Source organism: Streptomyces sp. Y1 (genome assembly GCF_041053115.1).
Classification (GTDB): Bacteria; Actinomycetota; Actinomycetes; order Streptomycetales; family Streptomycetaceae; genus Kitasatospora; species Kitasatospora rubellomurina.
The window spans coordinates 5,481,045-5,494,035 of sequence record NZ_CP163445.1; the positions used below are offsets into that span (position 1 = coordinate 5,481,045).

Below are 12,991 nucleotides of genomic sequence, written 5' to 3' on the forward strand. Positions count from 1 at the left end.
GCGCGGAGCCCGCAGACACGACGACGAAGGGGCGGGACCGGATCTCTCCGGTCCCGCCCCTTCGTCGTTCCTGCTCGGGCCCAGCCGGCGTCAGCCGCGCTGGATGCCCGTGGTGTCGGCCAGCACGCCCTGGGTGCCGTCCTGCAGCTGGGCGACCAGCGCGGCGCCGCGCTGCTCGACCGCCAGGTACCAGGTGCCGGGCACGAGCTCGCCGACCGGGGCACCGGCCGGGTTGTCCTTCGGCGCCAGCGGGCGCGGGGCCGGGACGGCGAACCAGAACGGCTGGAAGTCCGCCGCCGGAGCGGTCGGCTGCGGCTGCTGCACGGCCGGCGCCGGGGTCGGCTGCGGGGCGGCGGCGTCCTGCGGCTGGCCGGGCTGCGCCGGCTGGCCGGCACCGGGGTAGCCGTAGCCGCCGGCGGCGGGCTGGCCGCCGAACGCCGGGTCGTGGCCCTGCGCCGGGTAGCCGTACTGGCCGGGGGCGCCCGGCGCACCCGGGTGGCCGGGCTGGCCCGGCACCGGGTAGCCGCCCGGGAACGGCGCGGCCGGACGGTCGGTGGTCAGCGGCGCCTTCAGCGCGGGCACCAGCGGCGAGGCCGCGGCCGCACCGGCCAGCACGATCAGCGAGATGAAGCCGAGCCAGGCGCCGAAGCCGTGGCCGAAGGCGTTGCTGTTCGGGCCGCCGCCCAGCGACCAGACCGAGGTCCAGAGCGCGGCGACGGCGAACCCGACGCCCCACTGGTCCAGCCGGAGGCCGAGCACCTGACGGGTGGCGGCGGCCGGGCCCTGGAAGCGCTGCACCAGGATCAGCACCGCGGCGAGGATGCCGAGGAGGTAGATCGAGGGGAGGACGGGGAACAGCTCGGTGCTCCACGCGTTCAGCGAAGAGGGGCAGTACGGGCTACCGCCGCAGTCGACGGTGCGGTACGGCAGGAAGGAGGCGATGAAGAGCAGGACGGCCCCGCCTGCGACGGCGGCGTCTCCCCTGGTGAGAGCGCGCAGATTCACTTACGTTCCCCTCGTTGACGTGTCGTGGACGGCGATTCGTGCGGTCGGGCTGACCGGCCGAAACCCCCGAACGGACCAGAAGCCTAGGCCCAACCGTCCTGCCGGTGCACGGCGGGACCGGGAACGGGGCGAATTCGTTGCAAACCGCGCGAGCCGGGAGCGTCCGCGCCCCGTCCCCGCGCGGGCCCCGACTTGCCCTACCGGGTGGTCAGAAAAGCCGTCAGAGCGTCGGCGATCCCCTCGGCCGCCTGCTGGCGCCACTGAGGGTCCGTCATCCGCTTCGCGTCCGTCGAATTGCGCATGTTACCGCACTCGATGAACACCTTGGGGACCGCGGAGAGGTTGAGTCCGCCCAGGTCCGAGCGGATGTCCAGGCCGTCGTTCGCGGTGTAGTCGGCGTAGGGCTCGCCCGTCGCGGCGCGGAAGTGCTCGCGCAGCAGCAGGCCGAGCCGGTGCGAGGGTTCGACGATCGCGGAGTTGTCCGCCTTACCCGCGACGACCTTCGCCGGCAGGATCACGTGGAAGCCGCTGCCGCTCGCCGGACCGCCGTCGCCGTGCACCGAGACCGCGACGTCGGCGTGCGCGTCGGCGCCGGCCCGGGCGCGCTCGTCGATGCACGGGCCCCACGGGCGGTCGCCGTCCTGCACCAGCACCACCTTGGCGCCGCGGGCGGCCAGCAGGTCGCGGGCGCGGCGGGTCACGTCCAGGGTGTACTCGGCCTCCGTGTAGCCGGAGTTGGTCTCGGTGCCGGTGGTGTCGCACTCCTTGCGGGCGTTGCCGATGTCGACCTGGCGGTTGATCTCGGTGGGGTGGGAGAAGTTGCCGGGGTTGTGGCCGGGGTCGAGCACGACGGTGCGGCCGGCGAGGGGCGCGGTGGTGGTGGGGGTGGGCGCCTGGGTCTGGGGCTGGGTCTGGGTCGGCGTCGTGGTGGGGGTGGCGGCCGGGCTGCTCGGGGTGCTGCCGGCCGGCGGGGGAGCGGCGGGCGGGGAGAGCGGCGCGGTCTCGACGGCGGTCGCCCCGGCCGTGGCGCCGGCCGTGGCGTCGGCCTGGCCGGAGTCGTCCAGGGCCTGCCAGCCCAGCCAGCCCGCCGTGCAGAGCGGAACGACCGCGGCCACCACGGTGGTGAGCCGCAGCAGGGCGGAGCGGCGGGGCTGGCGGGAGGTCGGGCCGGTCACGGGCGGATCAGATCCTGTCCTGGGTCGGCACGGTGAAGCCGTAGGTGGTCGCGATCGGCTTCCACTTGTTGTTCAGGAAGTCCGTCTTCGCCTTGCTGGCCTGCGAGCTGAGCGAGTCGGCGCGGGTCCGGTCCGCGGTGGTCGGCGCCTTGTCCGAGCAGCCCTGCTGGGCGATGGCATGCGCCCACGCCGCGTACGACTTGTCGGCGTCGGCCGACAACTGCCAGGCGGACTTCAGCGAGTTCACCGCGTCGGCGCCGCCCGGCAGGTCCGTGACGGTCAGGTGGGAGAGGTCCGTCAGCAGCGACTGGCGCTGGGCGGCGCCGGTGTCGAAGTCCTTCGCCGCGTTCTCGATGTCCGCCTTCGACGGGCAGCTGATCACCTTGGCGAGGGCGCTGCCGATCGGGGCCTTCGCGTCCTCGCCCTTGCTGAGCAGGTCGTTCAGCGCCTGCGCCTGGGTCTGGGCCTGCGGACCGGCGGTGGTCGCGGTCGGGGTCGGCGTCGCGGTCGGCGCGGCGGGGGTGGTGGCGGCGCCGGTCGGCGCGGCGTCCGACCCGGTCGGGGCGGGCGCGGGCTGCGGGTTGCCGCTCGCGGGGGCCGCCGTGGGCGCGGGGGCGGCCTGGCCGTTCCGGTCGGAGTCGTCGCCGTTGGACGCCAGCAGCAGGCCGCCGCCGATCGCCAGCACCAGCAGCACGGCGAAGCCGATCAGCAGCGGGGTGCGGCGGTTGGCGGGGCGGTCCTCGTCGTCGGGCTCCGGGTAGCCGGTCGGGTAGTCGGGCCGGTGGTCGGTGGGCTGGTCGGGCTGGGCGGCGTAGCCGGGCGGCGGGCCGGCCGGGGGCGGCGGCGGGTAGCCCTGCCCGGCCCGGGGCGTTTGCGGGTCCACGTGGGCCGGGAAGGGCGGTGCGGCGGGCGCGGCCGGCGGGAAGTCCGCGGTCGGCGGGTCGTAGCCGGGCGCGGTGGCCAGGTACGGGCGGGCGCCCAGCGGCGGGCCCTGGTCGCCGACCGCGCCCGCGGCGGGCGGCGGCGCGACCGGGCCGGGCGCGGCCTGCGGAGCGGGCCGGGGCGTGGCGGGAGGAGTGGCGGCAAGAGCAGCGGGAGGGGCGGCGTCGGGGGCGGGCTCGGCGCCGCCCGGCTGCTGCGGGCCGCGCACCCAGCCGCCCGCACCGCCGCGCGCGGTCGGATCCCAGACCGCCGGAGCGGTGTTGTGCTGGTCCGTCATGTGCCGCTAGCCCCCACCGTCCGCCGATGCTCTGCCTGGTGCCGCGCGGACACCGTACCGTTCGAGCCCCCGCCCGACAGCCCCGGCACGACGTTAGAGCATCGGCGCGGGGCCGTGGGGCCGATCGGGTGAGAGCGGTGCCGTGAACAGGCCGGGAACAGACCGGGGTCAGGGCCGAGTCAGGCGGCGGCCCGACGCAGGACCCGCAGCGAACCGGTGACCGAGACCTCCTCGAAGCCCTCGGCGAGCGCCCGCAGGTACACCCGGTACGGGGCCTGGCCGCCGTCCGCCGGGTCCGGGAACACGTCGTGCACCACCAGCAGGCCCTCCGGCGCCAGGTGCGGCGCCCAGCCCTCGTAGTCGCCGGTGGCGTGCTCGTCGGTGTGCCCGCCGTCGATGAACACCAGGCCCAGCGGCCGGCCCCACAGCGCGGCGATCCGCGGCGAGCGGCCGACCAGCGCCACCACGTGCTCCTCCAGCCCGGCCGCGTACAGCGTGCGCCGGAAGCGCGGCAGGGTGTCCATCAGCCCCACCTCCGGGTCCACCAGCGTCGGGTCGTGGTACTCCCAGCCGGGCTGCTGCTCCTCCGAGCCGCGGTGGTGGTCCACCGTCAGCGCGACCGTGCCGGCCTCCCGGGCCGCCGCCGCGAGCAGGATCGCCGACCGGCCGCAGTAGGTGCCGATCTCCAGCACCGGAGCCCCGGTGCGGCGCGCCGCCGTCACCGCCGCCGCGTACAGCGCCAGGCCCTCGTCCACCGGCATGAACCCGGTGGCCGCCTCGAACGCCGCCAGCACCTCGGGCGCCGGGCGGGCGCTCTCCAGCAGGTCGGACATGCGGTGCTCCTCGGGGTCGTACGGTCGGACGGACGTGCTCGGACCCTACTCGACGGTAGCGTCGGCCGTCCGCCGGGGGCGGGCGCCCGGAAGGCCTGCGCCGGGGACGGGAGCAGTGGCTGTGGGCGCGGGCCGCGCGCTCGTGTGGAGCATGAACGGTGCCGCGGCCGACCTGCTCCGGGCCCCGGCCGGCGGTCCGCTCGCACCCCCGGGCGGCCTCGCCGCCGGCTCGCGGGACCAGCCTGCGGGACCAGCCTGCGGGACCGGCGCGCGGCGGGGCCCGTCCGCCGGGGCCGGGCGGCCGGAAGGCCTGCGCCGGGGACGGGAGCAGTGGTTGTGGGCGGGGGCGCGTGCTCGTGTGGAGCATGACCGATGCCGCGGCTGACCTGCTCCGGGCCTCGGCCGGCGGTCCGCTCGCACCCCCGGGCGGCCTCGCCGCCGGCTCGCGGGACCAGCCTGCGGGACCAGCCTGCGGGACCGGCGCGCGGCGGGGCCCGTCCGCCGGGGCCGGGCGGCCGGAAGGCCTGCGCCGGGGACGGGAGCAGTGGTTGTGGGCGGGGGCGCGTGCTCGTGTGGAGCATGACCGATGCCGCGGCTGACCTGCTCCGGGCCTCGGCCGGCGGTCCGCTCGCACCCCCGGGCGGCCTCGCCGCCGGCCCGCGGGACCAGCCTGCGGGACCAGCCTGCGGGACCGGCGCGCGGCGGGGCCCGTCCGCCGGGGCCGGGCGGCCGGAAGGCCTGCGCCGGGGACGGGAGCAGTGGTTGTGGGCGGGGGCGCGTGCTCGTGTGGAGCATGACCGATGCCGCGGCTGACCTGCTCCGGGCCTCGGCCGGCGGTCCGCTCGCACCCCCGGGCGGCCTCGCCGCCGGCCCGCGGGACCAGCCTGCGGGACCAGCCTGCGGGACCGGCTCGCGGCGGGGCCCGTCCGCCGGGGCCGGGCGGCCGGAAGGCCTGCGCCGGGGACGGGAGCAGTGGTTGTGGGCGGGGGCGCGTGCTCGTGTGGAGCATGACCGATGCCGCGGCTGACCTGCTCCGGGCCTCGGCCGGCGGTCCGCTCGCACCCCCGGGCGGCCTCGCCGCCGGCCCGCGGGACCAGCCTGCGGGACCAGCCTGCGGGACCGGCTCGCGGCGGCGGCCGTCCGCGCGGGCCGGGCGCTCGCCCGGGGCGACTCGGCGGGCGGCGCCGACGACGCGCCGCCGTGGATCGCCGCGTCCTGCCGTTGGACGCCCCCGGCGTGGTGCGCCGCACCCCCGCCGGGCACGGGCGGCGGCGAGACGAACGCGACCTTCGGGGTCCACCGGATCCGCCCGGGGGAGTCCCTTCTCGCACTTCACCCCCGCCGGGCACGGGCGGCGGCGCGGGCTCAGCCGTTCAGCAGTTCCGCGGCGATCCGGGCGCGGTGCGGCGCGAGCTCGGCGGCGATCGCCGCGGCCTCGGCGGCGTCGGTGTTCACAGCGGCCTCCCGGGCCGGGGCGGCCTCGACCAGCGCGAGCCGCAGGTGGGTCGGCGGGTGGGTGGCGTCCACGGCGGCGCGCGCCCAGGCGCTGCAGCGGCGCAGCCGCTCGTGCTCGGTCGCGGGGACGGAGACGAGGTGCTCGCGCAGCCGCTCCCAGAGCACGTCCGGGGCCGGCGCCGCGGCGGACGCCCTCGCCGCCCGGGTCCGGACGGGCCGGCGACCGCCCTCCGCGCGGAACCGGCCGACGGCGATGCCCGCCGAGTCGCCGAGGAGGAGCGTCGCGAGCATGCCGCGGGCCGCCTCCGTTCCGCCGGTCCGGGCGGCGAGGGCGTCCGCGCGGTACTCGGCCTGCTGGCCGGCCCGGGAGGTGAGCCGGTCGAGGAGCAGCAGCACCCGGTACAGCAGCCAGGCGACGCCGGTCATCAGCGCGCGGGCGATCACCTCGCCGATCAGGATGAACAGCGGGGAGCCGGGGCGGCGGAAGCGGCTCGGGCGGGCCAGCTCGTACCACGTGGCGAGGGTGCTGAGCGCGCTGCCGAGCAGCAGCGAGCGGCGGTGGTCGCCGTTCACGCGGTGGCCGAACTCGTGGCCGAGCAGGGCGATCCGCTGCCGCTCGTCCAGGACCTCCCAGAGCGGCAGGCCGAGGGTGAGGACGGACCGCCGGCGTAGCCCCACCAGGCCGAAGGAGGCGTTGAACGCCGCGCTGGTCCGGATGACGTCGACCGGCGCGGCGCCGACCTCGGCGGCGACCCGGTCGGCGAGGCCGTACAGGGCCGGGGCCTGGGCGCGCGCGAGCACGCCGCGGTCGCGCGGCAGCCGGCCGAGGCGCGGCCGCAGCAGCACGACCGCTCCGAGCGCCGCGGCTCCGATGCAGCGCAGCAGGGTGTTCCCGGTGACGAGCAGCCAGAGGCCCCAGCAGAACAGGGCGGTGGTGCTGAGGTGGACGAGGGCGGCGATCGAGGAAGCCAGCAGCCAGTCGCGCCGGACCGCCCCTCGGCGAGTTCCGCGAACAGCCGGTCGGTGCGCTCGATCGCGGCCCGTTCGCGGCGGCTCGCGGTGACGGTCTCCCAGCTCGGGGCGAGGTTCCAGTCGCAGGCCGGGCACCAGGCAGTGAAGCGCGGGTCGGCGGTCAGCGGCTCGCCGCAGGAGGGGCAGGGGCCGTCGTGGACGGGCGCGGCGGCTTCGGCGCCGGGTTCGGTAGCGGGTATCTCGGTGGGCACGACCAGGGATGATGCCAGCGGGCGCGGACGGTGTCATCGCTTTCGCGGGCCGTCCGTCCGGGAGCGCACCCGTTCCCGGGCCGGGCTGGAACGCGTTCTAGTCGGGGTCCGCCCGCCGTGCCAGAATCGCCCCCGACCGTCGATCCGAGGCCCCACGAACCACCCCGGGAGCAGCCCCATGCGCGCAGCCGTCCTGCACAAGACCGGCCAGGACACCCTCGACGTCCGCGACGACGTCACGGCGGTCGGCTTCGGCCCGGGCGCCGTCCGGGTCCGGATGCGCGCCGCCAGTCTGTGCCACTCCGACCTGTCCGCGATGAGCGGCGTGCTGCCGCAGCCCGCGCCGTTCGTCCCCGGGCACGAGGGCGCGGGCGAGGTCGTCGAGGTCGGCGAGGGCGTCGCCGGCCTCGCGCCGGGGGACCGGGTGGTGCTCTGCTGGATGGCCCCCTGCGGCCGCTGCGCGCACTGCGAGCGGGGCCGGGGCCACCTGTGCGTCGCCAGCCTGCGGCGGCTCGGCGCGCCCGGCTTCCGGCTGGCGGCGGACGGCACGGAGGCCTCCGGGTTCTACGGGACCGGGGCCTTCGCCGAGGAGGTGGTGGTCGCCGCGGACGCCGTCATCAAGGTGCCCGCCGACCTGCCGTACGAGGCCGCCGCGCTGATCGGCTGCGGGGTGACCACCGGCATCGGCGCGGCCGTCAACACGGCCCGGGTGGAGCCCGGCTCCTCGGTCGCGGTGATCGGCGCGGGCGGTGTCGGGGTCGCGGCCGTGCAGGGCGCGCGGGTGTGCGGGGCCGCACGGATCACCGTCGTCGACCCGGTCGTCTCGCGGCGGGAGCGGGCGCTGGCCTTCGGGGCGACCGAGGCGATCGCGCCCGAGGAGCTGAAGGCCGTCGCCAAGGGCCTGCCGGGTGGCGGCTTCGACTACGTCTTCGAGGCGGTGGGCCGCTCGGCCACCGTCCGGGCCGGCTACGACGCGGCCCGGCGCGGCGGCGCGGTGGTGGTCATCGGCGCGGGCGCGCAGGACGACCTCGCGCAGTTCACCATGGGCGAGCTGTTCTTCAACGAGAAGCGCCTGCTGCCCTCGCTGTACGGCGGGGCGCCGGTGGCGCGCACCATCGGGCTGGTCGTCGACCTGTGGCGGGCCGGGCGGATCGACCTGGCCGGCATGGTCACCCACCGGGTGGCGCTGGCGGACGTCAACGAGGCGCTCGCGCAGATGCGCAGCGGCGAGGCGCTGCGGACGGTCGTGACGCTGGGCGACTGAGGCCGGGCGACTGAGGCTGGACCGCTGATGCCGGACCGCTGAGGCCGGACCGCTGACGTGCGGAGCGCCCGAGGGCCCGCCGAGCTGTCGCTCGACGGGCCCTCGGGCGTGTGGGGCTGCGGCCGGGAGGTCAGGCCTGGTGCGCGGCGGCGCGGTGACGGCCGTGCGGGTCGGACTCCGGGGTCTCGTCGGCGGCGGAACGGCCGCGGTGGCGGCCGTGCGACGCGGTGTCCTCCGCCGTCTTCTCGTCGGCGTCGGTCCCGGTGGTCGCGGGTCCGGTGGTGTCGGTGAGGGTGTCGGACATCAGAATCGTCTTCCGTTTTTCGGTGCGAAGGGTGCAGGTCATCGGCGCCCGGCCGGCGCTGTGGGGCGCGCGGCCCGGTCCCCGATCGGGCGCTCGGTACGCGCCCACAGCCGGTGATCGCGGCCCTGACCCGGCCACCATAACCGCCGGGTCGGACGAGATCCTATCGAGATCGGGGCGCGAGCCCCGCTGTGCCTCGGGGCGCGGCGCCGACCGGTGCCGAACCGAGCCAGTGGCCGACCAACTCCCGGTAGAGCGGGGACAGCACCTGCAGGTCGCCGTGCCGGGCGAGCACTCCGCGGCCGCCGTCCACCAGCAGCACCCGGTCCGCCCGCAGCGCCGAACTGATCCGGTGCGCGATCACCACGAGCGTTCCCGGGCGGGCGGCGAAGGCCCGTTCGACCCGCTCCTCGGCGGCGGCGTCCAGGTGGCAGGTCGCCTCGTCCAGTACGACCACCGGGGCCGGGGACAGGTACGTCCGCACCAGCGCCAGCAACTGGCGCTCCCCGGCGGACAGTTCACCCGGATCGCGGAGCGTGCCGGCGAGCCCGCCGAGGCGCGCCACCAGCGGCTGTGCGCCCAGCTGCGCGACGGCGGCGTGCAGTCGGGCGTCCGGGATGCCGGGGGACGGCCAGCACAGGTTCTCCCGGACCGAGCCGGGGAACACGTACGCCTCCTGCGGGAGCAGCGCCACCTGGTGCGGGCCGGCCGGCGGCGCCCCGTCTACGGTCACGGTGCCGGCGGTCGGCGCCAGCACTCCGGCCAGCAGCGCCGCCAGCGTCGACTTGCCCGCGCCGCTCGGCCCCACCACCGCCACGTGCTCCCCGGGGCGCACCGCCGCGTCCAGCCCCTCCAACACGGGTGCGGCGGCGGGGCCGTGGGCGTAGCGGAGGGCCTGGAGGCGGATCTCGCCTCGCGTCCCGCCGTGGCTGGGGCCGTGGCTGGGGGTTCGGGCCGGCGGGCCGTCCGGCCGGGTGGGCGGCGGCGCCGTCGTGACGGCCAGCCGGTCCAGGACCACCGCGAGGTTCAGCAGCCAGCCGCCGACCGTTCCGGCCAAGGTCCTTACCGCCGGGTCGAGTTGCTGCAGCAGGTAGGTGCTGACGCCCAGCAGCTCGCCCGGCGTCAGCGCGCCGTGCGCGAGCAGCCACGGCGCGGCCGCCAGCACGGCCAGCACCGGCAGCCGGCCGCCGAGCGCCACCACCAGCGCGCGCAGCGCCGACGCCCGGCCCAGCGCCCGGGACGCGGCGGCGCTGGCGTCGGCGGCCGCGGCCAGCGACGCCGCCACCTGCTCCCCGGCGCCCGTCGCCTGCACGTCGCGCAGCCCCTCCAGCGCGCGCCCCGCCTCCGCCGCCAGCCGCTCCTCGACCAGGACCACCGCCCGCCGCCGCGCCACCATCGGCCGCAGCAGCCGGGCGAACAGCACCCCGGCCGCCAGCAGCGGCAGCAGGACCAGCGGCAGTACGACCGGCGCCAGCAGCCCCAACCCCACCAGAGCCGCCGCCAGGGTGACCCCGACCCCGCGCAGGGTGCGCAGCAGGGTCGCGGTCAACTGCCGTGCAGACTCCACCTGTTCGGTGAGGCGGGCGACCTCCGCCGGGTCCGCGGACTGCCGGGCCAGCGCACTGCGCACCACCCGCTCCACCAACGCGTCCCGCAGCGGCTCCACCACGCCGGCCAGGTACGGGAAACCGGCCCGCGAGGCGTACGCCCGGACGGCCGTCACCGCCCCGAAGCCGCCCAGCCACGCCACCCCGACCCCCGGCCGACCCGCGAGGAACCCCTCATCGACCGCGGCCGACACGAACAACCCGGACAACAACGGCGGCAACGCCTCCACCCCGGACCACACCGCCAGCCACCCCAACGCCCCCCGGGTGACCACCAACTGCCGCCCCAACAACCGCCACCCGGGCCCCACCCGGCGTATCCGCGAACTCACCGTTCCTCCACTCCTCACCCTGCACCCCCTGCTGCTCGCCCCGCGAGAGGTCGACCCATTCGGCTTTCCACTCCTCCCCGCGGCACGGGCGCGCACAGGGCGATCCCGGGGGAGGTGCACAGGAAGTCGATGGGGTCGACTTCCTGTGCGCGCTGATCGGCATGCGGCGCAGGGAGACCATGTGCTGCGCCGGGAAGTCGCCCCCGCTCGCCGGCCCCGCGCGAGAAGTCGGCCGGGCCGACTTTCCCTGCGGGTTGAGTGCCGCTGGCCCGTGGCCTTGGCCAGGGTGCTGCGCGAGAAGTCGGCCGGGCCGACTTTCCACTCCTCGCCGCCGCTTGGGCGCGCGCCGTATGGGGGCCTCCTGCGAGCCGGATCCGAGCGCGGGAAGTCGACAGAGCCCCGCACGAGGGGCGATCCCAGGGGGAGGCGCACAGGAAGTCGATGGGGTCGACTTCCTGCGCGCGCTGATCGGCACGCGGCGCAGCGCGACCACGTGTTGCGCGGGAAGTCGCCCCCGCTCGCCGGCCCCGCGCGAGAAGTCGGCCCGGCCGACTTCCTGTGCAAGGGGGGGCGACCCCGGGAAGAGGTGCACGGGAAGTCGACAGGGCCGACTTCCTGTGCGGGTGGGTTCCGGCTGCCGCGTGCATCGGGTCAGGCCGTTGCCGCGTGGAGGGTGGTGTCGGAGAGGGCGGCTCGGTAGGCGGGGTGGGGGAGGAGGTCGGTGTGGGGGGCGAGGGCGCGGAGGCGGCCTGCGTCGAGCCAGGCGACGAGGTCGGCGCGGGCGGCGACGGGGGCGCGGTGGGCGACGATCAGGCGGGTGCGGCCGTGGGTGGCGTGGTCGAGGGCCCGGGTGACCTGGTACTCGGTGGCGAGGTCCAGCCCCGAGGTGGCGTCGTCGAGGACCAGGACCCGGGCGGGCCGGGCCAGCAGTCGGGTGAGGCCGAGGCGTTGCAGTTCGCCGCCGGAGAGCCGGAGTTCGTCGAGCGGGGTGTCCCACCCGGCGGGCAGCCGCCGCAGGAAGCCGTCCGCGCGGGCGGCCGCCGCCTCGGCTTCGCCCGCGCCGGCCAGGGCGTCGCGGACGGTCCGGCCGACCAGCGCCGGACGGCCGAAGGCGTAGCCGACCGCCTGCCGCAGTTCGGACGGCGCGAGCGCGCCCACCGGGACGCCGTCGATCAGCACCTCGCCCTCGTCGGGGTCGCGCAGCCGCCCGGGCAGTGCGGCGAGCAGCGACTTGCCGGAGCCGGAGCGCCCGACGAGCGCGACCGTACGGCCGCCGGGCACGGTGAGGTCGAGCGGCCCGAGCAGCACCCGCTCGCCGTCGCGCACCACGACTCCCCGGAACACGACCTCGCCGCGCCCGCCCGCCGGGAGCGCGGCCGTACCGGCGGGGGACGGCGCCAGCGCCAGCAGTTCGTCCGCCCGGGCCTGCCCGGCCCGCGCGTGCGCCACCCCGACCAGCGCCTCGACCTGCTCGAACAGCCCCGCGCCGAGCGCCGCCCAGCCGGCCGCCGCGGCGAGCGCGCCGGGGGCGAGGGTGCCGTCCGCGAGCAGTGCCCCGGCGGTGGTGAGCACCAGCACCTCGACCAGGGCGATCAGCAGGGTGGCCTGCCAGGCGGTGCGGCGCTGCGCCCGCCACAGTGCGTGCCCGGCCGCGGAGAGGTCCGGCAGGGGCGCCAACACCCGTGCGGCTTCGTGCTGTTCGGCGCCTGCCGCGCGGATGCTGCGCAGCCCGGAGAGCGCGCCGCCGAGCCGGGCGGCGAGCTCGGCCTGGACCTCCTGGTAGCGGGCGAACACCGGGCCGGCCTGGCGCAGGAAGAGCCGGATCAGGACCACCCCGGGCACCACGCCGGCGAAGAAGGCGAGCGCCAGCCAGGGCGACAGCAGCGCCAGCCCGAGGATCGCGCCCGTCGAGGTGAGCAGCGCGGTGGCGGCGCCGAGCAGGGCGGGCAGCCGGCCGCCGGCGTCGCCGGCCGAGCCGAGCAGCCGGGCGGCGAGGTCCCCGGGCGGTGGTCCGCCGCGCAGGCGGCCGCCGGGGCCGAGGGCGAGCAGGTGGCGGACGAGGCGTCCGCGCAGCTCGGCGGTGGCTTCGGCGGAGCAGGCCGGACCGGCGGCGGCCGCGACGGCGTTGGCCGCGGCGGCCAGCGCGAGGACGAGGGCGAGCAGCAGGTAGGCGTGGCCGGGCCGGTGGCCGAGGGCGGCGTCGACGGCTCCGGCGAGGACGGCGGGCAGGGCGAGCGTGGTGGCGGCCTCGACGGGCAGGGCGAGGCCGAGCGCAAGGGTCCAGCCGGTGGGTCGCCGGGGCACGTTGGGGCTCCAAGTCAACGGAGGGCGGGGGCGAAAGCGGGTGCCGTTCCCGCCTGTCCGGACAGGCGGGAACGGCACCCGGGGCTACTGCGGGTTACTCCTGGTAACTACGAGCTACTGCGCGATCAGCTGTTGGTGAAGATCAGGCAGGTCAGGATGAGACAGGTGTACTGGCAGCCGCTGCCGTGGCCGGTCAGCTCGACGGACTCGGTCTCCGGCAGGTCCTGCAGCGCCGCGAGGTCGGTCTCGAAGTCCACCATGTTCTCCATG

10 protein-coding genes are annotated in these 12,991 nt (G+C 77.4%); 1 reads left to right on the forward strand and 9 read right to left on the reverse strand.

Annotation, left to right across the window (positions count from 1 at the left end; all coding sequences use genetic code 11):
* Positions 1–90: 90 nt before the first annotated feature.
* The 5 genes from AB2U05_RS23775 to AB2U05_RS23795 all read right to left on the reverse strand — a co-directional run bounded on the left by AB2U05_RS23775 (position 91) and on the right by AB2U05_RS23795 (position 6,794).
* Entirely contained in the window at positions 91–1,005 is a 915-nt protein-coding gene (locus AB2U05_RS23775; protein ID WP_045703487.1) for a hypothetical protein, read from the reverse strand.
* A gap of 197 nt (positions 1,006–1,202) precedes the next feature.
* Positions 1,203–2,180: an N-acetylmuramoyl-L-alanine amidase gene (locus AB2U05_RS23780; protein ID WP_369184211.1), complete on the reverse strand. Its 978-nt coding sequence runs from the start codon at positions 2,178–2,180 to the stop codon at positions 1,203–1,205.
* 7 nt (positions 2,181–2,187) lie between these two features.
* Positions 2,188–3,399, reverse strand: coding sequence for a hypothetical protein (locus AB2U05_RS23785; RefSeq protein ID WP_369184212.1), 1,212 nt, complete (start codon positions 3,397–3,399; stop codon positions 2,188–2,190).
* Positions 3,400–3,578: 179 nt separating this feature from the next.
* The gene (locus AB2U05_RS23790) at positions 3,579–4,232 is read right to left on the reverse strand and encodes a class I SAM-dependent methyltransferase (protein WP_369184213.1); all 654 of its coding nucleotides are present in this window, start codon (positions 4,230–4,232) and stop codon (positions 3,579–3,581) included.
* Between the two features lie 1,365 nt (positions 4,233–5,597).
* Complete coding sequence (locus AB2U05_RS23795) at positions 5,598–6,794, reverse strand: M48 family metalloprotease (RefSeq protein ID WP_369184214.1); 1,197 nt, start codon at positions 6,792–6,794, stop codon at positions 5,598–5,600.
* Positions 6,795–7,088: 294 nt separating this feature from the next.
* Here AB2U05_RS23795 and AB2U05_RS23800 point away from each other — a divergent pair, with 294 nt between their 5' ends.
* Positions 7,089–8,174, forward strand: a complete 1,086-nt coding sequence (locus AB2U05_RS23800; protein WP_045703495.1) for a Zn-dependent alcohol dehydrogenase — start codon at positions 7,089–7,091, stop codon at positions 8,172–8,174.
* Positions 8,175–8,304: 130 nt separating this feature from the next.
* On the opposite strand, the gene AB2U05_RS23805 is transcribed toward AB2U05_RS23800, so the two are convergent.
* The 4 genes from AB2U05_RS23805 to AB2U05_RS23820 all read right to left on the reverse strand — a co-directional run bounded on the left by AB2U05_RS23805 (position 8,305) and on the right by AB2U05_RS23820 (position 12,990).
* A complete protein-coding gene (locus AB2U05_RS23805) occupies positions 8,305–8,478 on the reverse strand; it encodes a hypothetical protein (protein ID WP_167352975.1) in 174 nt (57 codons plus the stop codon).
* A gap of 163 nt (positions 8,479–8,641) precedes the next feature.
* Positions 8,642–10,417 carry an ATP-binding cassette domain-containing protein gene (locus AB2U05_RS23810; protein ID WP_369184215.1) on the reverse strand — a complete coding sequence of 592 codons (1,776 nt, stop codon included), beginning with the start codon at positions 10,415–10,417 and terminating at the stop codon, positions 8,642–8,644.
* Between the two features lie 651 nt (positions 10,418–11,068).
* The gene (locus tag AB2U05_RS23815; RefSeq protein WP_369184216.1) at positions 11,069–12,721 is read right to left on the reverse strand and encodes an ATP-binding cassette domain-containing protein; all 1,653 of its coding nucleotides are present in this window, start codon (positions 12,719–12,721) and stop codon (positions 11,069–11,071) included.
* A gap of 125 nt (positions 12,722–12,846) precedes the next feature.
* Entirely contained in the window at positions 12,847–12,990 is a 144-nt protein-coding gene (locus AB2U05_RS23820; RefSeq protein ID WP_157882160.1) for a VenA family class IV lanthipeptide, read from the reverse strand.
* Position 12,991 lies beyond the last annotated feature (1 nt).

Coding starts and splice junctions, on each gene's coding strand:
- AB2U05_RS23805 (WP_167352975.1), bottom strand. CDS start 8,478: ATGTCCGACACCCTCACCGACACCACCGGACCCGCGACCACCGGGACC.
- AB2U05_RS23800 (WP_045703495.1), top strand. CDS start 7,089: ATGCGCGCAGCCGTCCTGCACAAGACCGGCCAGGACACCCTCGACGTC.
- AB2U05_RS23785 (WP_369184212.1), bottom strand. CDS start 3,399: ATGACGGACCAGCACAACACCGCTCCGGCGGTCTGGGATCCGACCGCG.
- AB2U05_RS23820 (WP_157882160.1), bottom strand. CDS start 12,990: ATGGAGAACATGGTGGACTTCGAGACCGACCTCGCGGCGCTGCAGGAC.
- AB2U05_RS23790 (WP_369184213.1), bottom strand. CDS start 4,232: ATGTCCGACCTGCTGGAGAGCGCCCGCCCGGCGCCCGAGGTGCTGGCG.